Origin of the sequence: Cellulomonas xylanilytica (genome assembly GCF_007989805.1) — a bacterium.
Lineage (GTDB): Bacteria > Actinomycetota > Actinomycetes > Actinomycetales > Cellulomonadaceae > Cellulomonas > Cellulomonas xylanilytica.
In genome coordinates, this window is the sequence record NZ_BJUB01000004.1 from 340,403 (window position 1) to 362,728 (window position 22,326).

Genomic DNA, 22,326 nt, shown 5'->3' on the forward strand with positions numbered 1-22,326 from the left:
ATGACCAGCGCGCCTGACAACGAGACCGCCGCAGCACCCGCCGTCGCTCTCCCCGCACCGATCGCCCGCTCGTCCGTCAGCACCGACGTCGCCCTGATCTCGACATTCGCGGCCTTCATCGCGGTCTGCGCGATCCTGCCGGGCATCCCGACCGGCTCGGGCGTGCCGATCACCCTGCAGACGTTCGCCGTGATCCTCGCCGGTCTCGTGCTCGGCTGGCGCCGAGGCGGGCTGGCCACGCTGCTCTACGTCGTGCTCGGGCTCGCCGGGCTGCCCATCTTCTCCGGCGGCGTCGGCGGCGTGGCGGTCCTGGCCGGGCCCTCGGTGGGCTACCTGCTCGCGTTCCCGTTCGCCGCGGCACTCGCCGGGGTCTTCGGGGGGCTCGCGCTGCGCGGTGCCGACCGGCTCATGGCGTCGTCGTTCGCCGGCAGGTTCGGCGACGGCATCGGCCGCGCCCCGTCGGCCTGGCGGTACCCGCTGCTGGTCGTCGCCGGCCTCGGCGCCAGCTTCCTGACCATCCACCCGGCCGGCATCGCGGGGCTCATGGTGCGCCTCGGCATCTCCCTGCCCGAGGCCTTCGCCATCGACGTCGTCTACTGGCCCGGTGACGTGCTGAAGAACCTCGCCGCCGCCGCGGTCGCCGTCGCGATCTTCAAGGCGTTCCCCGACATGCTCCGCTCGCGCCGCTGACCTCGATGATCGCGCTCGACGACGTCCTCGTCACGGCCTACAGCCCGGATCCGGCCGGTGGTGCGGACCGCGTCGTCCGGCTGCTCGGCCCGGTGTCGCTCGAGCTCGTCGAGCACCGGGTCGCGATCGTCGGCGCCAACGGGTCGGGCAAGTCGACGCTCGCCCGCCTGCTCAACGGCCTCGTCCTGCCGTCGTCCGGCACCGTCCGCGTGGACGGTCTGGACACCGCGCGGGACGGGGCCGCGGTGCGCCGGAAGGTCGGGTTCATGTTCACGGACCCCGACGCCCAGCTCGTGATGCCGACGCCCGTCGAGGACGTCGCCCTGTCCCTGCGTCGGCTGCCGATCTCGGCCGCCGAGCGGGACACCGCCGCACGAGCCGCGCTCGCCCGGTTCGGCCTCGCCGACCGCGCGGAGGTCCCCGTGCACGCCCTGTCCGGTGGCCAGCGGCAGCTGCTCGCGCTGGCGTCGGTGCTGGCCACCGAGCCCACCGTCCTGGTGTGCGACGAGCCCACGACGCTCCTCGACCTGCGCTGGCGGGCCGTCGTCGACGCGCTGCTGGCGGACCTCCCCCAGCAGGTCGTCGTCGTCACGCACGACCTCGACGCGGCGCTGCGGGCCGACCGCGTGCTGGTCGTCGACGAGGGCGCGGTCGTGTTCGACGGCGACCCGGCCTCCGCCGTCGACCACTACCGCGCCCTGATGCAGGTGGGCGCGTGAGCGGGCCGATCCGGCCCCCGTGGGCCGGTCCCCTCGGGCTCTACCACCCGGGCACGACCGTCATCCACCGCGCTCCCGCCGGCCTCAAGCTCGCGGTCCTCGCGGTCTTCGCGATCGCGGTCGTCGCCGTCCGCGGCCCGGTCTCCGCAGTCGTCTTCCTCGGCGTCGCCCTGCTCGCACAGCTCGTCGCCCGCATCCCGTGGCACCGCACCACCAGGGGTCTCGTCCCTGCCCTGGTCACCGCTGCGCTGATCGGCGCCTACCAGTGGTGGGCGCGCGGCTGGGCGACCGCCGTCGAGGTCGCGGTGGACCTCGTCGCGCTCGTGCTGCTCGGCGCCGTGGTGACGGCGACGACACGGGCCGACACCCTGCTCGACGCCCTCGCGCGTCTCGCCCGTCCGCTGCGGCACGTCGGCCTCTCGCCCGAGACGTTCGCGCTGGCGGTCGGCCTGTTCCTGCGCACCATCCCGGTCCTGGCGCGCATGTCGCTGGAGACCCGCGACGCCGCGCGGGCACGCGGCCTCGACCGCCAGCCGCGCGCCCTCCTGGTCCCGGCCGCGGTCCGCATGGTCGGGCACGCCCGCGCCACCGGCGACGCCCTCGCCGCCCGGGGACTGGGCGAGAGCTGACGCTCGACGCGCGCGCACGCCGTCGCCCCGCTACGGTTCCCCGGTGACATTCCAGGAGGGTGGCAGCTTCGGCGGTGGCCGCGTCCGCAAGGGCGGCAACGGCGGGAAGATCGCGGGCGGTGGCGGCGCGATCGGCCTCGTCGTGCTCGCCATCTACCTGTTCACGGGCGTCGACCTGTCCGGCAGCACCGGAGCGGTCCAGGAACCCGCCGGCCAGACCGGCGAGACCGTCCCCGAGTGCTCCGCGGAGCAGGCGAACACGGACCGCGAGTGCCTGTACAGCGCGACGCTCGACTCCCTCGACACGTACTGGGGCGCCGCCATCCCGGCGGCCGGCGGACAGTTCAGCAAGCCGGACGCCGTCTCGTTCACGGATGCCGTGGCGACCGGCTGCGGGAACGCGTCGAGCTCGACCGGACCGTTCTACTGCCCGCCCGACGCCACGATCTACGTCGACGTCTCGTTCTTCGACCAGCTCGCCCAGCTGGGCGCCGAGGACGGTCCCCTGGCCGAGCAGTACGTCATCGCCCACGAGTACGGCCACCACGTCCAGAACATCACCGGCGTCATGGACCAGGCGGACCGGCAGGGCGCGGGCGCCGAGTCCGACTCCGTGCGGGTCGAGCTGCAGGCCGACTGCTACGCGGGCATGTGGGCCGGCGCGGCCGCGAGCACGGTGGACCCCGACACCGGTGTCACCTACCTCGAGCCGATCACCCAGCAGCAGCTCCAGAACGCGCTCGGCGCAGCAGCGGCCGTCGGGGACGACAACATCCAGGAGCAGTCCGGCGGTGGGGTGAACCCCGACTCCTGGACGCACGGCTCCAGCGAGCAGCGCGAGCGCTGGTTCACCACCGGCTACGAGCAGGGCAGCCTGCAGGCCTGCGACACGTTCGCCACCGACCAGCTCTGAGCACCCCGGTCGTCGGTCCGCCCGAGCGGCCCGGTACGACGACGGCCCTGGGGATCCCCCAGGGCCGTCGTCATGCAGCGACGTCCTCCTAGACGCGACCCCCGGTCCCCAGCGGCCACACGTAGTACGCGATGCCCTCGTAGGACCAGTTCCGGTCGACGGCCTTGAGGTGATCGGCCTCGGCCTGGTTCGCCGTGTAGAAGTGCTTGCCGAACGCCGACGACCAGAAGCGGTAGAGCGGGACCGACCCCTGCTTCGGCGAGTCCGGGGCGCAGTAGGCGATGCCCTCGTACGTCCAGTTCGGATCCGAGGTGACCAGGTGCTGCTTCTCCTCGAAGCTCTGCGTGTAGAAGTGCGACTGGACCACCGGGGAGTAGAACCGGTAGACGGGTGGGCCGACGGTGCACCACCCGTCTGCCGACACCGCCACCGTGGAGAACGCCTGGCCCTCGTAGACCCAGCTGGGGTCGGTCGCACGGATGTGCGCCACCTCGTCGGCGTTCGTCGTGTAGATGTGGGCGTTCCCGAGGGTGGGGCTCCAGAACCGGTGCACGTCGACGACCGGGATGGGCGGGGCCGTGACCGTGAGCACGCGGCACCCGCCGTAGACGAACGCCTCGCGGGTCACGCAGACCTCCCACTCCGTCGGCCACGCGTCGTACTCGTAGTCGCGCCGCTCCCCCGGGACCTTCAGCGCGAACGACCACGGGCCGGCGCCCGTGGAGGTGGTCCCCGACGCGACCAGTCCCTCGGCGGCAGAGATCAGATAGACGTACGTCGGGTGAAGCTCCTCACCGGTCAGGTCGCTCCATCCGTCGCTGGAGAGCACGACCTTCTTGCCGGCCTGGACGGTCGATGTCGAGAGGGTGAAGACCGGGGGCACGTCAGCGGCCTGGGCCGCTTCGGCGGCCTGCGCCTCGTCAGCGGCGACCGCCTGGTCGGCGGCCTGCGTGGCGGACGCATCGGAGACGGCGATCAAGGACGCGAGGAGGACGGCTGCAGCCGCCGAGGCGGAACGGAGGGTGAGCTTCACGTGATTCCCATCAGGGTCGCGGGGTCCGCGCGGGGTGCGGCGAGTCGAGGTGCGGCCCCCGCAACCGGTCGCTGGGTCGGACGGCGGCGCAGGCTCGTGCGAACGCTACAACCGCCGATGAGCACGCATGACCGAAACGCTGCACCCGGTCACGGGCGACGTCACGCACACCGAAGGCCCCGGTCAGATTCCTGACCGGGGCCTTCGGATGCGGCTGACTCAGATGTTGAAGCCGAGCGCCCGCATCTGCTCGCGGCCGTCGGGCGTGATCTTCTCGGGGCCCCACGGCGGCATCCAGACCCAGTTGATGCGGAAGCCGTCGACGATGCCGTCGAGCGCCGACGCCGACTGGTCCTCGATGACGTCCGTGAGCGGGCAGGCCGCCGACGTGAGCGTCATGTCGATGACCGCGGTGTTCGTCTGGTCGATGACCACGCCGTAGATCAGGCCGAGGTCGACCACGTTGATGCCGAGCTCGGGGTCGATGACGTCGCGGAGGGCCTCCTCGACGTCGGCCACCGTGGTCGGTGTGGGGGTGGTCGATGGCGTGTCCGTGCTCATGAGCTCTCCCGTGCGCCGGTCTTGATGAGTGCGTCGGTCAGCGCCGCCCAGCCGAGCAGGGCGCACTTGATCCGCGCGGGGTACTTGGCGACGCCCGTGAAGGCCGTCGCGTCGCCGAGCGTCTCCTCGGCGTCGTCATCGAGGCCCGCGCCGCGCGTCTGCATGAGCGCGCGGAACGTGCCGCCGATCTGGTCCACCGTGGCGACGTCGTTGCCCACGACGAGGTCGTGCAGCACCGAGACGGAGGCCTGCGAGATGCTGCAGCCCTGTCCGTCCCACCGGACGTCCCGCACGACGCCCGTCTCGTCGAGGTCGACCTGTAAGGTCACCTCGTCACCGCACGTCGGGTTGACCTGGTGCGACTCACCCGTGTGCAGGTGCAGGTCGCCGGCCGCGCCCAGTCCCTTGCCGTGCGGGAACTTCGCGTGGTCGAGGATGACCTGCTGGTACAGCTGTTCCATCGATCCCGTGCTCATGACACCTCCAGACCGAAGAACGCCCGGACCCCCGTCAGTGCTTCCCGGAAGACCTCGATCTCCTCGTCGGTCGTGTAGACCGCGGCGCTGGCGCGCGAGGTCGACGCCACGCCGAACCGGCGGTGCAGGGGCTGCGCGCAGTGGTGGCCCACCCGCACGGCCACGCCCGCGTCGTCGAGCACCTGGCCCACGTCGTGCGCGTGCACACCGTCCACGACGAACGAGACGGCCGCCAGGCGGTCGCGCGTGTCGGTGGGACCGAGGACCCGCACGCCCGGCACCGACGCGACCGCGTCGAGCAGCAGCCCGGCCAGGTGCGCCTCGTGCGCGGCGACGGCGTCCATGCCCAGCTCCTGCAGGTAGGACGCCGCAGCACCCATCCCGACGGCCTGCGACACCATCTGCGTGCCGGCCTCGAAGCGCTGCGGCGGCGGGGCGTAGGTGGTCGACTCCATGGTGACCACCTCGACCATCGACCCGCCGGTGCTCACCGGCGGCATGGCCTCGAGCAGCTCGCGCCGCCCGTACAGCGCACCGACCCCGGTGGGCCCGAGCATCTTGTGCCCCGAGAACGCCGCGAAGTCCACGCCCAGGGCCGTCAGGTCGACGGGCAGGTGCGGGACCGACTGGCAGGCGTCCAGCACCGTCAGGGCACCCACCGCGCGGGCGCGCTCGACGAACGCCGCGACCGGCGTGATCGCGCCCGTGACGTTCGACGCGTGCGTGAACGCCAGCACCTTCGTGCGGTCCGTCACCACGGTGTCGAGCTCGTCGACCCGGATGCGCCCGTCGTCGTCGACCCCGAGCCACCTCAAGGACGCCCCCGTGCGCAGCGCGAGCTCCTGCCACGGGACGAGGTTGGCGTGGTGCTCGGCCTCGGTCACGACGATCTCGTCACCCGGGCCGAGGGCGAACTGCTTCGCAGCCTCACCGCCGCGTCCCAGCGACGCGTTCGACATCGCGTAGGCGACGAGGTTGATCCCCGCGGTGGCGTTCGACGTCCAGACCAGCGACCCCGGCGACACCCCGACGAACGACGCGACGCGGTCCCGGGCGTCCTCGAACGCCTCGGTGGCCTCCTCGGCGAGCTGGTGGGCCCCCCGGTGGACGGCCGCGTTCCGCTGCGCGTAGAAGTCCTGCTCCGCGTCGAGGACGACCTCGGGCTTCTGCGAGGTGGCCCCCGAGTCGAGGTAGACCAGCGGTCGCCCGCCGCGCATCGTGCGCGAGAGCAGCGGGAAGTCCGCGCGCACAGCCGCCAGCTCGGACGCGTCGAGCGTCCGGGCCGCGGTGTCGAGGGTGCTGGTCACCGGACTCCTCAGAGAACCGTCGTGCTCGTCAGGAAGCGGTCGTAGCCCTCGTTCTCGAGGCGCTCGGCCAGCTCGGGCCCGCCCTCCTCGGCGACCTTGCCGTCGACGAAGACGTGCACGAAGTCCGGCGTGATGTAGCGCAGGATCCGCGTGTAGTGCGTGATGAGCAGGACGCCCACGTCGCCACCGGCCTTGACGCGGTTCACGCCCTCGGACACGACGCGCAGCGCGTCGACGTCCAGGCCGGAGTCGGTCTCGTCGAGGATCGCGAAGCGCGGCTTGAGCAGCTCCATCTGGAGGATCTCGTGGCGCTTCTTCTCACCGCCGGAGAAGCCCTCGTTGACGGAGCGCTCGGCGAACGTCGGGTCCATGCGCAGGTTGTCCATCGCGGTGCGGACGTCCTTGACCCACGAGCGCAGCGGCGGGGCGGATCCGTCGATCGCGGTCTTCGCGGTGCGCAGGAAGTTCGACACGCTGACGCCAGGGACCTCGACCGGGTACTGCATGGCGAGGAACAGACCGGCACGGGCGCGCTCGTCGACCGACAGGGCGAGGACGTCCTCGCCGTCGAGCGTCACGGTGCCCGAGGTGATCTGGTACTTCGGGTGGCCGGCCAGCGAGTACGCCAGGGTCGACTTGCCGGAGCCGTTCGGGCCCATGATGGCGTGGGTCTCGCCGCTGGCGACGGTCAGGTCGACGCCACGCAGGATGGGCTTGGCGCCCTCCTTCGTCTCGACGCTGACGTGCAGGTCGCGGATCTCCAGGGTGGACATGCTGTTTCCTTCCGGACTTCAGAGCGGGGCGTCGACGTCGACCAGCACGCGCTGGCCGTCGACGGTCACGGGGTAGACGGGGACGGGCTGGACGGCGGGCGGCCCGGTGGGCTTGCCGGTGCGCAGGTCGAACCGCGAGCCGTGGAGCCAGCACTCGATCGTGCAGTCCTCCACCTCGCCGTCCGACAGCGAGACGGCACCGTGCGAGCAGATGTCGCTGATGGCGTGCAGCTCACCGGCGGAGTCACGCACCAGCGCGACCTCGACCGTGCCGTGCTCGGCCTCGAGCTCGACGCGGAGCGTGCCCTCCACGGGCACGTCCTCGTCGAAGCAGGCCAGCTGGGCGGTCATGCACGCTCCGTCGTGAGGGACACCTCGGAACCGTCGACGTGGCCCTCGGACAGAGAGTCCAGCACGCTCATCGACTTCTCGAGCTCGCGCTCGATCGCCCCGATGAGACGTTCCTCGATGTCCGGCACGCCGATCTCGTGGATGAGCTCCGCGAAGAAGCCGCGCACCACGAGCCGACGGGCGTCGGACTCCGGGATGCCGCGGGCGCGCAGGTAGAAGAGCTGCTCGTCGTCGAACCGGCCCGTGGCGCTGGCGTGGCCGGCGCCCTCGATGAGACCGGTCTCGATCTCGAGGTTCGGCACCGAGTCGGCGCGGGCGCCGTCGGACAGCACGAGGTTGCGGTTGAGCTCGTACGTGTCGGTGCCCTCGGCGGCGGCGCGGATGAGCACGTCACCGACCCACACCGTGTGCGCGCCCTCGCCCTGCAGGGCGCCCTTGTACGTGACGCGCGAGATGCAGTTGGGCACCGCGTGGTCGACGAACAGACGCTGCTCCTGGTGCTGACCCGCGTCGGCGAAGTACAGCCCGAGCATCTTCACGGTCGCGCCCTCGCCGACGAACTCGGCGTCCGGGGTGATCCGGACGGCGTCGCCGCCGAGCGTGACCGCGATGTGCTTGACGGTCGCGTCGCGGCCGATCCGCAGGCGGTGCGACGAGGCGTGCACCGAACCGTCGGCCCAGTCGTGCACCGTGACCACGGTCAGGTGCGCACCCTCGTCGGCCACGATCTCGACCGTCTCCGTGAGCGCGGCGTGACCGAGGTGGTCGATCACGACGACGGCCTGCGAGAGCGGCTCCGCGTGGATCAGCAGGTGCGTCGCACTGGGCTCGAGCGACGCCTCGTGCGTGCCCGCGCCCTCGACGCCCTCGATGCGGATCGAGGTGACGTCGGAGGCGACGGCCTCCTTGGGGATCGTGACGATCGTGGCGCGCGGGAACGAGGCCCAGGCGACCGCAGAGGTCCGGTCACCGGGCTTGCCGGCCTGGCCGAGCCGCGCGTCGTCGCGCTCGACGATCTCGACCTGCACCTCGGGTGCCTCGACGACCGTCGTCAGCACGCCGTGGCCGCTCAGCACGCCGTCGCTGTCCCCGGCGAACAGCGGCGCGAGCCGGGCGACCGGTGCGAAGCGCCACTCCTCCTCGCGGCCGTTCGGGACCGGGAAGTCGGCGACGTCGAACGACGTGGGCCGCGACGCGCGCGACGCCTCGGGCAACGGGCCGACGCCGTGCGAGTGGCTGCCGTCGGCGGTGGCCCGGGAGTGGTCCGTCGACAGGGTTTCTGTGGTGCTCGTCATCAGCCGACGGAACCTTCCATCTGGAGCTCGATGAGGCGGTTGAGCTCGAGCGCGTACTCCATGGGCAGCTCACGCGCGATGGGCTCGACGAAGCCGCGCACGATCATCGCCATGGCCTCGGTCTCGGCCATGCCTCGGGACATCAGGTAGAACAGCTGGTCCTCGCTCACGCGAGACACGGTCGCCTCGTGGCCCATCGACACGTCGTCCTCACGGACGTCCACGTACGGGTACGTGTCGGAGCGGGAGATCTGGTCGACCAGCAGGGCGTCGCAGAGCACGTTCGACGCGGAGTGGTGGGCGCCCTCGAGCACCTGCACCAGCCCCCGGTAGGACGTGCGGCCACCGCCACGCGCGACCGACTTGGAGACGATCGAGCTCGAGGTGTGCGGCGCGGCGTGCACCATCTTGGCGCCGGCGTCCTGGTGCTGGCCCGCACCGGCGAACGCGATGGACAGCGTCTCGCCGCGCGCGTGCTCGCCGAGCAGGTAGATGGCCGGGTACTTCATGGTCACCTTGGAGCCGATGTTGCCGTCGACCCACTCCATGGTGGCGCCCTCGGCGGCCGTCGCCCGCTTGGTGACGAGGTTGTACACGTTGTTCGACCAGTTCTGGATGGTCGTGTACCGCACCCGGGCGTTCTTCTTCACGATGATCTCGACGACCGCGGAGTGCAGCGAGTCGCTGGAGTACACGGGCGCGGTGCAGCCCTCGACGTAGTGCACGTACGAGCCCTCGTCGGCGATGATCAGCGTCCGCTCGAACTGGCCCATGTTCTCGGTGTTGATCCGGAAGTAGGCCTGCAGCGGGATCTCGACGTGCACGCCCGGCGGGACGTAGACGAACGAGCCGCCCGACCAGACGGCCGTGTTGAGCGACGCGAACTTGTTGTCCCCGGGTGGGATGACCGAGCCGAAGTACTGCTCGAAGATCTCCGGGTGCTCACGCAGCGCGGTGTCGGTGTCGAGGAAGATGACGCCCTGCTCCTCGAGCGACTCCTGGATCTGGTGGTAGACCACCTCGGACTCGTACTGCGCGGCGACGCCGGCGACGAGGCGCTGCTTCTCCGCCTCGGGGATGCCCAGGCGGTCGTACGTGCTCTTGATGTCCTCGGGCAGGTCCTCCCAGCTGGTGGCCTGCTTCTCCGTGGAGCGCACGAAGTACTTGATGTTGTCGAAGTCGATGCCCGACAGGTCGGAGCCCCACCAGGGCATGGGCTTCTTGTCGAACAGGCGCAGCGACTTCAGGCGGGTCTTGAGCATCCACTCGGGCTCGTTCTTGAGCGCGGAGATCTCGCGGACCTTGGCCTCGGACAGGCCACGGGTCGCGACGGACCCGGCCGTGTCGGCGTCGTGCCAGCCGTAGTTGTAGTTCCCGATGGAGGCGATGGCCTCGTCCTGGGTCAACGGTGTCGTCTGCGGCGAAGCCGCGGCGCTGTCGGTCTGTGCACTCATGCTGAATGTCCTTCCACGGAGAGCACGGGGTGGGCAGGGGCGTGGGGGGCGTGCGTCGTACTGGTGAGGGAGGTCAGGGGGATGCTCGTGGTGCAGACGTGGCCGCCGCCGGCCAGCGTCGCGAGGCGCTGCACGTGCACGCCGAGGAGCCGGGAGAACGCCCGCGCCTCGGCCTCGCACAGCTGCGGGAACTCGTGGGCGACGTCCTGCACCGGGCAGTGGCCCTGGCACAGCTGCATCGCCATGCCACCGGGGACCGGCCGCGCGGAGGCGGCGTACCCGTCGGCGGTGAGCCCGTCGGCCAGGACGCGGACGCGCTCGGCGACGTCGCCACCCGCCGCGGCGACCGCCTCGGCGTGCCGCTCCTCCAGGTCGCGGACACGCTGCTCGGCGAAGCCCTGCACGGCCTGCGGCCCTGCGGTCTCGGCGAGGAAGCGCAGCGCCTGGCTGGCCAGCTCCGAGTAGCGGTGGGACAGCGCGGCCTGGCCGCGGCTGGTCACGACGTACCGGCGGGCGGGACGTCCGCGCCCCTTGGGCGCACTGGTCCCGTCGTGCACGGCGATCTGGTCGGTGGCCTCGAGCACCCCGAGGTGACGACGGATCCCGGCGGGTGCGAGGTCCAGCTGCGCGGCCAGCTCGGCGGCGGAGACCGGACCCGCCGTCGCGACGATCTGCAGCACCCGCTGGCGGGTCCCGGCGTCGGACTCCGGCGCCACGGTGTCGACGAGGGTGCGCTCGATCGCGGGCAGCGTCGCGTTCATGCACACCTCCATCGGGTCTCAGCGGGTCTCGGCGGGTCTCAGCGGGTCTCGGCGGCGCGCAGAGAAAGGGCCGCGATATTGGCAACATCCTTGTTGCCAATATCCATCCCCGCAAGCAAGGCGACCCTTCGCCGAGGGTCGCGTCCCTCACACCGGAGGGCCACCTCGCGCGCCCTAGACTTCCCTCTCGTGCCCGACTCCCCCGCGCTCGAGATCTCCGGGCTCGTCAAGCGCTACGGCGGCCGTGCCGTGGTCGACGGGCTCGACCTCGTCGCCCGCAGCGGCCAGGTCACCGCAGTCCTCGGGCCGAACGGCGCGGGCAAGACCACGACGATCGAGTGCTGCGAGGGCCTGCGGGAGCCCGACGGCGGCACCGTGCGCGTGCTCGGCCTCGACCCGACGGTCCAGGCCCGCGAGCTGCGGCCGCGCGTCGGCGTGATGCTCCAGGACGGCGGCCTGCCGACAGGTGTCCGGGCGCACGAGATGCTCGCCCACGTGGCCCGCATGTACGCCGACCCGCGCGACCTCGGCGAGCTCACGGAACGGCTCGGGCTCGGGTCGTTCGCCCGCACAACCGTCCGGCGCCTGTCCGGCGGACAGCGCCAGCGGCTCGCGCTCGCCGCCGCGATCGTCGGCCGGCCCGAGGTCGTGTTCCTCGACGAGCCGAGCGCCGGGATGGACCCGCAGACCCGGCACGCGGTGTGGGACCTGGTGCGCGAGCTGCGCGACGAGGGCGTCGCCGTCGTGCTCACGACGCACCTGATGGACGAGGCCGAGGATCTCGCCGACCAGGTCGTCGTCGTCGACCACGGCCGCGTCATCGCACAGGGCTCGGTGCCGTCGCTCGTGTCCTCCGCCGAGGACAGGACCCTGCGGCTCGAGACCACGCCCGGGCTCGCGCTCAGCACCGCGCTGGGGCCCGGGTTCGTCGTCTCCGAGCCGCGCGACGGCTCGTACACGGTGACCGGGGCCGTCGACCCCGGCGTCGTGGCCGGCGTCACCGCCTGGCTCGCCGCGCAGAACGCGCTGGCCACCCGCCTGACCGTCGGTCGGCGCACCCTCGAGGACGTCTTCCTCGACCTGACCGGACGGAACCTGCGATGAGCGGCCCCGCCCCCACGCGTCAGCGCGTCCTGGCGCAGACCTCCTTCGAGGCCCGCGCGATCCTGCGCAACGGGGAGCAGCTGCTCGTCACGATCATCGTGCCGGTCCTCGTCCTCGTCGGGCTCAGCAAGGCCACCGGGATCGGCCTCGACACGGGCGGCGCCAGCCGGATCGACTTCCTGACGCCCGGCGTCCTCGCCCTGGCGGTCATGACCACGTCGTTCACGTCGCAGGCGATCGCCTCGTCGTTCGACCGGCGCAACGGCGTCCTGCGGCTGCTCTCGACCACCCCGCTCGGCCGGGGCGGGCTGCTCGCGGGCAAGGTGCTCGGCGTGCTGGTCGTCGAGGCCGTGCAGGTCGTCGTCATCGGCCTGGTCGCGCTGCTCCTCGGGTGGCGTCCGGACCCGGCGGGGATCGCGCTGGCCGTGGTCGCGATCATCCTCGGCACGGCGGCGTTCACGTCGCTCGCGCTGCTCGTGGCCGGGACCCTGCGCGCGGAGGCGGTGCTCGCCGTCGCGAACCTGCTGCTGCTCGTGCTGGCGGTCGCGGGCGGCGTCGTCGTCCCGGCGAGCCAGCTGCCCGGGCCGATGGCCCACGTCGCCCTGCTGCTGCCGTCGGGCGCGCTCGGGGAGGCCATGCGCGAGACGCTGATGCACGGGGTCCTGCCCGCCTGGTCCGTGGTGATCCTGGTCGGCTGGACCGCCGCGCTCGGGTGGGGCGCCAGCCGGCTCTTCCGCTGGCACTGACCGCTACCGTGAGCCGATGGACGCTGCGCAGGACGCCTCGTTCCAGGCGGCGCTGGCCGCCGAGTACGCCGCGCTCGTACGCACCGTGTCCGAGTTCGACGGACGGCTGCTCACCGTCAAGAGCTGGTCGGTGACGCTCAGCCTCGCCGGGCTCGGTCTCGGGTTCCAGCAGGAGCACTACGCGCTGTTCGCGCTCGCCGCCGCGACGGGCGCGGCGTTCTGGCTGATCGAGGCGATGACCAAGCGCCACCAGGTGCGGTACTACCCCCGGATGCGGCAGATCGAGGCCTGGGCCGCGGCCGGGAGCGAGGTGCGGCTCGGGGACGTGCCGCTCTCGGCACCCCGCATCGACGCCGCGTGGACCGCCGTCGGGCGGCCCGACCCCGCCGTGGCGCTCCGCGAGCCGCCGCGGGAGATGACGAGCGACGAGATCCGCCGGATGCGCAGGCAGGTCGCGTGGCTGCCTCACGTGTTCGTGCCGAGCGCGTTCGCGGTCGTGCTCGGGCTCGTTCTCACCGTGCTCGCGGCAACCGGGGTGCTCGACATCCCGGTGTGACCAGCCTCCCGCCCGGACCGGTCGGACGCCGGCGGAGCGGAACGTAGGCTGGTCGGCGTGAGCTCGTCCCCCGCCCTCGACACCGACGCGTCGACCCTGGACCGGTTCCGCGACCGGTGGACCTGGACCGCCGTCGTCGCGAACCTCGTCGGGCAGGTGCTCATCATCGTCACCGGCGGCGCTGTGCGGCTCACCGGCTCCGGCCTCGGGTGCTCGACGTGGCCCGAGTGCGAGCCGGGCGAGTTCACACCGCGGTTCCACGACGCGACGTCGATCCACCCCTTCATCGAGTTCGGCAACCGGACCGTCAGCGGTCTGCTCGTGGCCGTCGCGACGGTGGTCGCGGTCCTCGTCGTCCTCGACCGTCGCCGGCCCTGGTCGTACCGTCGGCTCGGTCTGGTCCCCGTGATCGGCGTGCTCATCCAGGCGGTCATCGGGGGCATCACCGTCCTCGTCGACCTGCACCCCGCCATCGTCGGCGGCCACCTGCTCATCTCGATGGCCCTCGTGGCGTTCTCGACGTGGCTGGTCGTGCGCACGACCGAGGGTGACGGTCCGGCCGTGGCACTGGTCGACCGGACGACGCAGGTGCTCGTCCGCGTGCTGGTCTCCCTCACCGTCGTGGTGCTCGTGCTGGGAGTCGTCGTCACCGGCGCCGGACCGCACTCGGGCGACGACGAGGTCGGGTACCGGTTCGCCGTCGACCCCTGGGACATGTCGAAGCTGCACGCCGCCTCCGTCTGGGCGTTCGTCGCCGTGCTGGTGGCCGTGCTGGTCCTCCTGCGCCGCCGGGGCGTGTCCGGGCGCCCCTGGACCACCGGCCTCGTGCTGCTCGCCGTGACGCTCGCGCAGGGCGCCATCGGCTACGTCCAGCTCCTCACCGGCCTGCCGATCGGGCTGGTCAACCTGCACATGCTCGGTGCCGCCGTCCTCGCGTCGACGGTCACGTTCTTCGTCGGGAGCCTGCGCACCCGCGGCGCCCTCTAGGGGCAAACTGTCCGGAATACCCTGTTCGCGTGTCAGAGGTCTCTCCTAGCCTCGGACCATGGCAGACGCGATCACCGCACAGGGACTCGTCAAGAGGTACAAGACCGTCACGGCCCTCGACGGGGTCGATCTGTCCGTGCCGACCGGCTCGGTGCTCGGCCTGCTCGGACCCAACGGCGCGGGCAAGACCACGATCGTCCGCATCCTCACCACGCTCCTGAGGCCCGACGAGGGCTCCGCGACCGTCGCCGGGGTGGACGTCCTGGCCAAGCCGCGGGAGGTACGACGGCGCATCGGGCTGTCCGGGCAGTACGCCGCCGTCGACGAGTACCTCACCGGCTTCGAGAACCTCGACATGATCGGTCGGCTCTACCACCTGGGGGTCAAGCGCTCCCGGGAGCGGGCCCGCGAGCTCCTCGCGTCGTTCCGGCTCGAGGACGCAGCCGACCGCCCGTCCAAGACGTACTCCGGTGGCATGCGCCGGCGCCTGGACCTCGCGGGCGCGCTCGTGGCGGACCCGCCCATCATCTTCCTCGACGAGCCGACGACCGGGCTGGACCCGCGCGGCCGCACGGAGATGTGGGAGGTGATCCAGAACCTCGTCGCCGGCGGGACCACGCTCCTGCTGACCACGCAGTACCTCGAGGAGGCCGACCTGCTCGCCGACGACATCGTCGTCATCGACCACGGGAAGATCATCGCGCAGGGCACGGCCGACCAGCTGAAGACCCAGGTGGGCGGCGAACGCCTCGAGCTGACGGTCCGTGACCCCGGCACGCTGCTCGCCGCCCGGGACCTGCTCGAGCCCCTGGGCGTGGGCAAGGCGGCGCTCGACGAGGGCAGGAGGACCCTGCTGATGCCGATCAGCGGCGGCGCGCAGGTGCTCACCGAGGCCCTCCGCGTCCTCGACGACGCCACGATCGGCATCGACGACGTAGGTCTGCGCAGGCCCACCCTCGACGACGTGTTCCTGTCCCTGACCGGCCACGCGAGCGAGGAGGACGGGCAGGCCGGCGAGCAGCCGGACCAGGACCGACCTCCTGTGCCGCCGGACACCCCCGCAGCGACACCTACCGGACCGGGCCGGCACGCGGCCACCGACACGTCCTCGACCGGAGGTGCCTGATGGCCGCCCCGACCGTCTTCTCGGACGCCTACGTCGTCGCCAAGCGCAACATCATCAAGATCAAGCGCGTGCCCGACCTGCTGGTCTTCACCACCCTGTCGCCGATCATGTTCGTCCTGCTGTTCGCGTTCGTCTTCGGCGGTGCGATCGCGGTGCCGGGCGGGACGGACCCCGCCGCGTACCGGGAGTTCCTCATGGCGGGGATCTTCGCGCAGACGGTCATCTTCGGTGCCACGATCACCGGGGCGGGCCTGGCCGAGGACGTCAAGAAGGGCATCATCGACCGGTTCCGGTCCCTGCCGATGGCCCCGTCGGCCGTGCTCACCGGACGGACGATCTCCGATGTCGCCAACAACGTGCTCGTGCTCATCGTCATGTCGCTGACCGGTCTGCTGGTCGGCTGGGCCATCCACAGCTCACCCGCCGAGGCGGCCCTCGGCTTCCTGCTGCTGCTGGTGTTTGCCTACTCGGTCTCGTGGATCATGGCGTGGCTCGGCATGCTCGTCCCCAGCGTCGAGGTGTTCAACAACGCCACGTTCATCGTCATCTTCCCGTTGACGTTCGTGGCCAACACCTTTGTCCCCCTGGAGACTTTGCCCCCGGCGCTGCAGACCTTCGCCGAGTGGAACCCGGTGTCGGCCGTGACCCAGGCCTCCCGTGAGCTGTTCGGCAACATCCCCGAGGGGGTGCCGACGCCGGACGTCTGGCCCCTGCAGAACGCGGAGCTCTACACGCTGATCTGGTCGGCGATCTTCATCATCGTGTTCGTCCCCCTGGCCAACTACCAGTACCGCCGCTCGACGAGCCGCTGACGACGGCAGCCGCCCCCTCCAGCGGAGAGGGCGGCACCGTCAGGCCGGCTCCAGCGTCGACCAGCCGCGGGCACGTGCGGCCGCCGCAGCCAGCACGCCGGTGACGGCGGTCGGGCTGTGCAGGCGACCCGACAGCGCCGCGTCGACGGCATCGTCCAGCGGCACCCACTGCGGCACCATGGCCGCTTCCTCGTCGGTCCGCGTGAAGCGGTCGCCGTCGGCGACGGGCCTCAGGTCCCGCGCCAGGAAGATGCGGATGCGTTCGTCCGAGCCGCCGGGCGTCGTGTAGAAGTCGACCAGCCGCCACCACGCACCTGCCACGAGGTCGGCCTCCTCGGCGAGCTCGCGCGCGGCGGCCAGGACGAGCTCCTCGTCCGGGACGTCCCGCAGGCCCGCGGGCGGCTCCCACAGGACGGAGCGCACCGGGTGCCGGTACTGCGAGAGCAGCAGCACCTGGTCGTCGTCGTCGAGCGCGATGACCGCGACGGCACCGGGGTGGGCCACGTACTCGCGGAGCACCTGTGACTCGCCCAGGTCCACCACGTCGCCGACGAGGTCGAAGACCTTCCCGGCGTGGATGACCTCGTGCGACAGGACGGGCCGCGGCGCGACGAGGTCAGCCGGCGACTCCCCCATCAGGACTCGTCGCCGCGCTGGGCCAGCGCAGCCTCGATCAGCCCGGCGAACAGGGGGTGCGCGCGGGTCGGACGCGACTTGAACTCCGGGTGCGCCTGCGTGGACACGTAGTACGGGTGCACGTCGCGCGGCAGCTCGACGAACTCGACCAGCGAGGTGTCGGGCGAGACGCCGGAGATGACCAGGCCGGCCTCCTCGAGCTTGTCGCGGTACGCGTTGTTGACCTCGTAGCGGTGCCGGTGTCGCTCGGAGACGTGCGTCGAGCCGTACGCCTCGGCGACGACGGACCCCTCGGCGAGCACCGCCTCGTAGGCGCCCAGGCGCATGGTGCCGCCCAGGTCTCCCGCGCCGCCGACGATCGCGAGCTGCTCGGCCATCGTGGCGATGACCGGGTGAGCGGGGTCGGCGTCGAACTCGGACGACGACGCACCGTCGAGGCCGAGGACCGTGCGCGAGTACTCGATGACCATGCACTGCAGGCCGAGGCAGATGCCGAGCGTGGGAACGAGGTTCTCGCGGGCCCAGCGCAGGGCGCCGAGCTTGCCCTCGATGCCGCGGACGCCGAAGCCACCCGGCACCAGCACGGCGTCGACGCCCTCGAGCGCGAGCCGGGCACCCTCGGGCGTCTGGCAGTCGTCGGAGGTCACCCAGCGGATGACGACCTTCGTGTCGTGGTGGAAGCCGCCGGCGCGCAGCGCCTCGGTCACGGACAGGTAGGCGTCCGGCAGGTCGATGTACTTGCCGACGAGCGCCACCTCGACGCGGTGGGCCGGCTGGTGCACGCGGTGCAGCAGGTCGTCCCAGCCCTTCCACACCACGTCCCGGAACGGCAGGCTGAGCCGCTGCACGACGTACGCGTCGAGGCCCTCCGAGTGCAGCACGCGCGGGATGTCGTAGATGCTCGGCGCGTCCTTGGCGGTGACGACACCCTCGACGTCCACGTCGCACATCAGCGCGATCTTGCGCTTCGTGGCCTCGGGCACCTCGCGGTCGGCGCGCAGCACGATGGCGTCCGGCTGGATGCCGATGCTGCGCAGGGCGGCGACGGAGTGCTGCGTCGGCTTCGTCTTGAGCTCGCCGGACGGGCCGATGTACGGCACCAGCGAGACGTGCAGGAAGAACACGTTGTCGCGGCCGAGGTCGTGGCGCACCTGCCGGGCGGCCTCGAGGAACGGCAGCGACTCGATGTCGCCGACCGTGCCGCCGATCTCGGTGATGATGACGTCGATGTCGTCCTCCGCCTGCTGACGCATGCGGGACTTGATCTCGTCGGTGATGTGCGGGATGACCTGCACGGTGTCCCCGAGGTACTCGCCACGACGCTCCTTGGCGATGACCTGCGAGTAGACCTGACCGGTCGTCACGTTGGCCGAGCCCACCAGGTCCACGTCCAGGAAGCGCTCGTAGTGGCCGACGTCCAGGTCGGTCTCGGCACCGTCCTCGGTGACGAAGACCTCGCCGTGCTGGAACGGGTTCATGGTGCCCGGGTCCACGTTCAGGTACGGGTCGAGCTTCTGCATCGTGACGCGGAGGCCACGGGAGCGAAGGAGTCGTCCGAGGCTGCTCGCCGTCAGACCCTTGCCGAGGGAGGAGGCGACACCCCCGGTGACGAAGATGTGCCGGGTCGTGGATTCCGACCGCCCGGAGAGTCGATGCGCGCGCTCTGTCACGGGATTCCAACCTACCCGACGAACGCCCGTTGCCGGAGAGCCGTGCGGGGTGAGTCCCGACACGTCGAGGTCAGACGGGACCGTTCGGGTTCGCGGGATCCGGGACGGTCACCGGCGCGGGCGGGCGAGGCTGAGCCTCGAGCGTGCGGAAGTCCCGCAGCGTGCCGCGGTCCCCCGCGAGCACGGCACCGGCGACGACGACGCACGCGATCACGGCGCCGCCGGCCGCAGCGCCGACCGCGGTGACCGGACCGTGCCCGGCCAGCTCGGCGACGGCATCGACCACCCACCGGCCGGCCAGCGCCCCGACGGCGGCACCCGCGAGGAGCACGACGGCTGCCCGGACCAGCCCCGCCGTCGCGGGCCGCCCGGCAGCGCGCCGCAGCAGCAGCACGGCGAGCAGCCCGCCGAGCAGCATCCCGAGCGAGCTCGCCTGCGCGAGCGCGAGGAGCGTCGCCGGCGGGTCGCCGCCGTCCGGCGCGTGGGCCGCGGCGAGCACCGGGGTCGCGACGGCGACCGTGCCCCAGCCCACCACGTTCGCCGTGATGGCCGACCGTCCGCGCTCGAGCGCGTACAGCGCCCGGGACGCGTGGAACATCAGCGCGAACCCGAGCAGGCCGGGCGCCATCCAGGTGATCACGACGGTCATCGCCTGCATGGTGGCGCCACCACCCGCGATCCAGCCGAAGATGTCCGTCACCGCCGGCGCGGCCGCCACCAGCGCGGCGGCACCGAGCGCGGCCGCGGCGAGGACCGCCCGGAGGGTGCCGGACGCCATCCTCGCGAAGGCGTCGTGCTCACCGGACGCGGCACGCTGCGCGAGCCGCGGGAACGTCGACGTCGCCAGCGGGACGACGAGCACCGCGTACGGCAGGAGGTACACCTGCTGCGACCAGAGGTACACGGACACGGCACCGGCGCTGCCACGCTCGTTGGCCACCAGCAGCGCCACGAGCACCGACAGCTGCTGCGCCACCAGCGAGCCGACGCCGGCGAACGCCAGCACCGCCAGCCGCCTGCCCACCCCGGTGGGGAACCGCAGGGTCGGGCGGATGCGGACGCCGAGCCGCCGGACCGGCACGAACATCGGGAAGCACATCGCGGCGACGCCCAGGGTGGTCCCCCAGGCCAGCACCGCGAGCGCGTCGTCGGCAACGGCTGTCGGGTCGTCGACCTCACCGCGCGCGAGCGTGGCGTAGACCAGGTAGGCCACGATCACCACGAGGGACGACAGCACCGGGGCGAACGCGGGCCAGAAGAACTTCTTGTGCGCCTGGAGCACGGCGTACAGGAGCACCGCGACGCCGTACATCGGCACCTGCACGGCGAAGACGGCGATGAAGTACTTCAGGAGGCCCTGCTCGGCGTCGTCCAGGTTCGGCCACAGGGACGCGATGAGCCCGCTGGCGGCGGCGAGGGCCGCTCCGAGCGGCACCAGCACCAGCAGCGTCCACCCGAACGTGGCCGACGTGATCGCGTCGACGTCCTTGCGCAGCGCACGGGACACGGGCATCGCCAGGACCGGGATCAGCGCTCCCGCGAGCGCACCGCCCGCGGCGACCTCGAACAGGACGTTGGGCAGCGTGTTCGCGGCGTTGTAGACCCCGCCGATGCTCCCGTCGCTGAACGCGTGCGCCTGCGCGAGGTACCGGCCGAACCCGAGCACCCGGCTCAGGACCGTCACGGCCGCGATCATGACCGCGGCGCCACCCAGGCCGGCGAGCGTGCGGCGCGCCGCGGGGCTCACGCGGACCGGTCCGCCGGCGGGCCGACGGGTCGCCGACCCCAGCCGTCGACCTCACGCAGCACCGGGGTGCGCTCGATGACGCGGGTGAAGCTGACCTTCTCGCTCGCGACCGTGAGCGCCAGGACGACGGCGAGCGCGGCGAGCCGGACCGGCCGGGGTGCGCTGAGCACCACCGCGGTGCCCAGGGTCGCGCCGAGCGCGTTGGCGCCCCCGTCGCCGAGCATGTCGGCCTCGGCGAGGTCCTTGTCCATGGCGGCACCCACGACGCCGAGCACCGCAGCACCCGCTCCGGCACCGTCCCCAGGACCGAGGCCCAACGGCGTCGCGACGAGCGTCGCCGCCTTCAGGGCTCGGCCGGGACGCAGGTCGAGCAGGTTCAGCAGGTTGGCGCTCGAGGCGACGAGCGCGCCGGACGCGGCGACGTCGGCCAGCCAGCCCACCGTCGACCGTCGTGTCCCGTCCGCCCGGTGCACGGGCGTCGCGACCGCGGCCGCCACCAGCGCTCCCGCCCCGATGCCCAGCACCTTCAGGCCACCCGTGGTGAGCTCGCCCCGCGCCAGGGCGCCGAGGTGACCGCGCAGCCCTTTGCGGCGCGACGAGGTGTCCTCCCCGAGGTCGTCCACCAGCCCGAACGCAGCACCCGACGCGGTCGCGACCGTCAGCGCCACGGCGCCGCGCGTCGAGGGTGCACCGACCAGGCCTCCGGCGAGCAGTCCCGCGGCGACGGCCGGTCCTTCCAGCAGGCTGATCGGCTCACCCCGGTGGTTCGTCCGGGTCCAGCGCTCCTGGCCTCCGGGCGCCTGCGCGTCGAACGCGCCGCGCGCCACCGCGGTCACCGCACTCGCGACGACACCCGTGAGGATGCGGCGCGGCAGGCCGACCGTCATCCCTCGGTCCCGGCGGTCGCACCCGTGCCCTCGGGCACCCGCGGGGTGCGGTCGACCGGAGCGAGCTCGACGGCCGCAGGCAGGGGCGTCTCGCCCTCCCCGAAGCCGTAGTGCCCGTTGGTCCCGGCGATCCGGCCCGCGAGGGCGAGCGGGACGTTGACCTGCCCGGTGACCACCTCGGACCCGGAGACGGTCGTCAGGGTCGATGCCAGGTCCTGGTCGGCCAGCACGGCGTCGACGAGGCTGCCCTCGCCGCGCGGTCCGTCGGCGAGCACCGCACCGGACGACAGCTCCTGGGCCGCGCTCAGCACGGCGAGCTGCGCGTCGACGGACTCGGCGGGCACCGCCGTGGGCGTCGCACCCTCGGGGGTCTCCGCGAGCGGCACCCCGAGGACGACGATCGCGTCGGCCGGCACGGTGACCTGGTCCGCCACGGTGACCAGCGGGCTGTCGCTCTCGCTCGACGACAGCAGCTGCAGGAGCACGGAGGCGTCGTCGGACAGCACGTCGGGGTTGCTCGGGTCCGAGGTGACGAGCGCCTGCACGAGGGCCGAGGCGAGCTCCCCCTCCACACCCGCGTCGTCGGCCGGGACCGGGTCGAGGTACGCGAGCAGCTGACCGACCAGCGCCTGACGGAAGGTCCGGGCGTCCGGGTCGGCCCAGGTCTCCGTCAGCGTGACGTGCGCGGTGACGGTCGCACCCGACTGGGCGAGCCGCTCGTCGATCGCGGTGCGGATCGACTCGTCCACCTCACCGAGCGCGACGACGGCCACGCGGCGGTCGGTGAGGGAGCCGTCGAGCAGCTGCGGGCCGGCGGCGTCGATGTACGTCCCGGCGTCCTGCAGGGCGCCGGCCGTCGTGTCGAGCTCGGCACGCAGCGCGTCCTTCTCCCCCCGGAGCTGCTCGACCTGACCGGTGAGCGTGTCGCCGATCGTCTCCTTGAGCGGGCCGGCCCCGAGCGCGATGCCGACGGCGAGCGCGAGGAACACCGAGATGAGCGAGACGATGTGGTAGCGGAAGTCGATCACTGTGCGAGGTCTCCGTCGAGTACGTCACCGGCGGAGGCCGGGACCAGGTGCTGGGGGCGGGCGGC

24 protein-coding genes are annotated in these 22,326 nt (G+C 72.3%); 10 read left to right on the top strand and 14 right to left on the bottom strand.

The genetic code is table 11. The annotated features are described in order from the left end of the window. From CXY01_RS08695 to ypfJ, 4 genes are read left to right on the top strand one after another with little or no spacing between them, the layout of a single operon-like run. Positions 1 to 690 (top strand): biotin transporter BioY, encoded by a 690-nt coding sequence (locus CXY01_RS08695; protein ID WP_146927022.1) that lies wholly within the window; start codon positions 1 to 3, stop codon positions 688 to 690. Positions 691 to 695: 5 nt separating this feature from the next. Continuing rightward, a complete protein-coding gene (locus CXY01_RS08700) occupies positions 696 to 1,409 on the top strand; it encodes an energy-coupling factor ABC transporter ATP-binding protein (RefSeq protein ID WP_146927023.1) in 714 nt (237 codons plus the stop codon). Further along, positions 1,406 to 2,038: an energy-coupling factor transporter transmembrane component T family protein gene (locus CXY01_RS08705; RefSeq protein ID WP_146927024.1), complete on the top strand. Its 633-nt coding sequence runs from the start codon at positions 1,406 to 1,408 to the stop codon at positions 2,036 to 2,038. Before CXY01_RS08700 ends, CXY01_RS08705 begins: the two co-directional genes overlap by 4 nt. Before the next feature lie 43 nt (positions 2,039 to 2,081). Then, positions 2,082 to 2,951: a KPN_02809 family neutral zinc metallopeptidase gene (ypfJ, locus tag CXY01_RS08710; protein WP_146927025.1), complete on the top strand. Its 870-nt coding sequence runs from the start codon at positions 2,082 to 2,084 to the stop codon at positions 2,949 to 2,951. Positions 2,952 to 3,039: 88 nt separating this feature from the next. Here ypfJ and CXY01_RS08715 read toward each other — a convergent pair whose 3' ends face one another. From CXY01_RS08715 to CXY01_RS08755, 9 genes are all read right to left on the bottom strand, one after another. Further along, positions 3,040 to 3,984: a hypothetical protein gene (locus tag CXY01_RS08715; RefSeq protein WP_146927026.1), complete on the bottom strand. Its 945-nt coding sequence runs from the start codon at positions 3,982 to 3,984 to the stop codon at positions 3,040 to 3,042. A gap of 219 nt (positions 3,985 to 4,203) precedes the next feature. Beyond that, a complete protein-coding gene (locus tag CXY01_RS08720) occupies positions 4,204 to 4,545 on the bottom strand; it encodes a metal-sulfur cluster assembly factor (protein ID WP_146927027.1) in 342 nt (113 codons plus the stop codon). Next, the gene (gene sufU / locus CXY01_RS08725; protein ID WP_186813332.1) at positions 4,542 to 5,021 is read right to left on the bottom strand and encodes a Fe-S cluster assembly sulfur transfer protein SufU; all 480 of its coding nucleotides are present in this window, start codon (positions 5,019 to 5,021) and stop codon (positions 4,542 to 4,544) included. Before sufU ends, CXY01_RS08720 begins: the two co-directional genes overlap by 4 nt. Continuing rightward, on the bottom strand, positions 5,018 to 6,328 hold the full coding sequence (locus CXY01_RS08730; RefSeq protein WP_146927028.1) for a cysteine desulfurase: 1,311 nt from the start codon (positions 6,326 to 6,328) through the stop codon (positions 5,018 to 5,020). Before CXY01_RS08730 ends, sufU begins: the two co-directional genes overlap by 4 nt. 8 nt (positions 6,329 to 6,336) lie before the next feature. Further along, positions 6,337 to 7,101: a Fe-S cluster assembly ATPase SufC gene (gene sufC / locus CXY01_RS08735; RefSeq protein WP_146927029.1), complete on the bottom strand. Its 765-nt coding sequence runs from the start codon at positions 7,099 to 7,101 to the stop codon at positions 6,337 to 6,339. Between the two features lie 18 nt (positions 7,102 to 7,119). Continuing rightward, entirely contained in the window at positions 7,120 to 7,452 is a 333-nt protein-coding gene (locus CXY01_RS08740; RefSeq protein WP_146927030.1) for a non-heme iron oxygenase ferredoxin subunit, read from the bottom strand. Beyond that, the gene (sufD, locus tag CXY01_RS08745; protein ID WP_146927031.1) at positions 7,449 to 8,747 is read right to left on the bottom strand and encodes a Fe-S cluster assembly protein SufD; all 1,299 of its coding nucleotides are present in this window, start codon (positions 8,745 to 8,747) and stop codon (positions 7,449 to 7,451) included. The genes CXY01_RS08740 and sufD overlap by 4 nt, the downstream gene beginning before the upstream one ends. Continuing rightward, positions 8,747 to 10,201 carry a Fe-S cluster assembly protein SufB gene (sufB, locus tag CXY01_RS08750; RefSeq protein ID WP_146927032.1) on the bottom strand — a complete coding sequence of 485 codons (1,455 nt, stop codon included), beginning with the start codon at positions 10,199 to 10,201 and terminating at the stop codon, positions 8,747 to 8,749. Before sufB ends, sufD begins: the two co-directional genes overlap by 1 nt. Next, a complete protein-coding gene (locus tag CXY01_RS08755; RefSeq protein ID WP_146927033.1) occupies positions 10,198 to 10,962 on the bottom strand; it encodes a helix-turn-helix transcriptional regulator in 765 nt (254 codons plus the stop codon). The genes sufB and CXY01_RS08755 overlap by 4 nt, the downstream gene beginning before the upstream one ends. A 189-nt stretch (positions 10,963 to 11,151) precedes the next feature. On the opposite strand from CXY01_RS08755, the gene CXY01_RS08760 reads away from it, so the two are divergent. The 6 genes from CXY01_RS08760 to CXY01_RS08785 are packed head-to-tail and all read left to right on the top strand — an operon-like array spanning position 11,152 to position 16,293. Next, on the top strand, positions 11,152 to 12,066 hold the full coding sequence (locus CXY01_RS08760; RefSeq protein WP_146927034.1) for an ABC transporter ATP-binding protein: 915 nt from the start codon (positions 11,152 to 11,154) through the stop codon (positions 12,064 to 12,066). Further along, a complete protein-coding gene (locus CXY01_RS08765; RefSeq protein WP_146927035.1) occupies positions 12,063 to 12,812 on the top strand; it encodes an ABC transporter permease in 750 nt (249 codons plus the stop codon). The genes CXY01_RS08760 and CXY01_RS08765 overlap by 4 nt, the downstream gene beginning before the upstream one ends. 16 nt (positions 12,813 to 12,828) lie before the next feature. Continuing rightward, a complete protein-coding gene (locus CXY01_RS08770; protein ID WP_146927036.1) occupies positions 12,829 to 13,368 on the top strand; it encodes a hypothetical protein in 540 nt (179 codons plus the stop codon). 57 nt (positions 13,369 to 13,425) lie between these two features. After that, positions 13,426 to 14,355, top strand: a complete 930-nt coding sequence (locus CXY01_RS08775; RefSeq protein WP_146927037.1) for a COX15/CtaA family protein — start codon at positions 13,426 to 13,428, stop codon at positions 14,353 to 14,355. A 58-nt stretch (positions 14,356 to 14,413) separates the two neighbouring features. After that, on the top strand, positions 14,414 to 15,481 hold the full coding sequence (locus CXY01_RS08780) for an ATP-binding cassette domain-containing protein (RefSeq protein ID WP_146927038.1): 1,068 nt from the start codon (positions 14,414 to 14,416) through the stop codon (positions 15,479 to 15,481). After that, complete coding sequence (locus CXY01_RS08785) at positions 15,481 to 16,293, top strand: ABC transporter permease (protein ID WP_146927039.1); 813 nt, start codon at positions 15,481 to 15,483, stop codon at positions 16,291 to 16,293. The genes CXY01_RS08780 and CXY01_RS08785 overlap by 1 nt, the downstream gene beginning before the upstream one ends. A 39-nt stretch (positions 16,294 to 16,332) precedes the next feature. Here CXY01_RS08785 and CXY01_RS08790 read toward each other — a convergent pair whose 3' ends face one another. The 5 genes from CXY01_RS08790 to CXY01_RS08810 form a co-directional block, all read right to left on the bottom strand. Continuing rightward, positions 16,333 to 16,929 carry an NUDIX domain-containing protein gene (locus tag CXY01_RS08790; protein WP_146927040.1) on the bottom strand — a complete coding sequence of 199 codons (597 nt, stop codon included), beginning with the start codon at positions 16,927 to 16,929 and terminating at the stop codon, positions 16,333 to 16,335. Next, entirely contained in the window at positions 16,929 to 18,599 is a 1,671-nt protein-coding gene (gene pyrG / locus CXY01_RS08795) for a CTP synthase (RefSeq protein ID WP_146927041.1), read from the bottom strand. Before pyrG ends, CXY01_RS08790 begins: the two co-directional genes overlap by 1 nt. Before the next feature lie 70 nt (positions 18,600 to 18,669). Then, positions 18,670 to 20,346: a murein biosynthesis integral membrane protein MurJ gene (gene murJ / locus CXY01_RS08800; protein ID WP_146927042.1), complete on the bottom strand. Its 1,677-nt coding sequence runs from the start codon at positions 20,344 to 20,346 to the stop codon at positions 18,670 to 18,672. Beyond that, a complete protein-coding gene (locus CXY01_RS08805; RefSeq protein WP_146927043.1) occupies positions 20,343 to 21,233 on the bottom strand; it encodes a hypothetical protein in 891 nt (296 codons plus the stop codon). Before CXY01_RS08805 ends, murJ begins: the two co-directional genes overlap by 4 nt. Continuing rightward, complete coding sequence (locus CXY01_RS08810) at positions 21,230 to 22,261, bottom strand: copper transporter (protein WP_146927044.1); 1,032 nt, start codon at positions 22,259 to 22,261, stop codon at positions 21,230 to 21,232. The genes CXY01_RS08805 and CXY01_RS08810 overlap by 4 nt, the downstream gene beginning before the upstream one ends. Between the last annotated feature and the right edge of the window lie 65 nt (positions 22,262 to 22,326).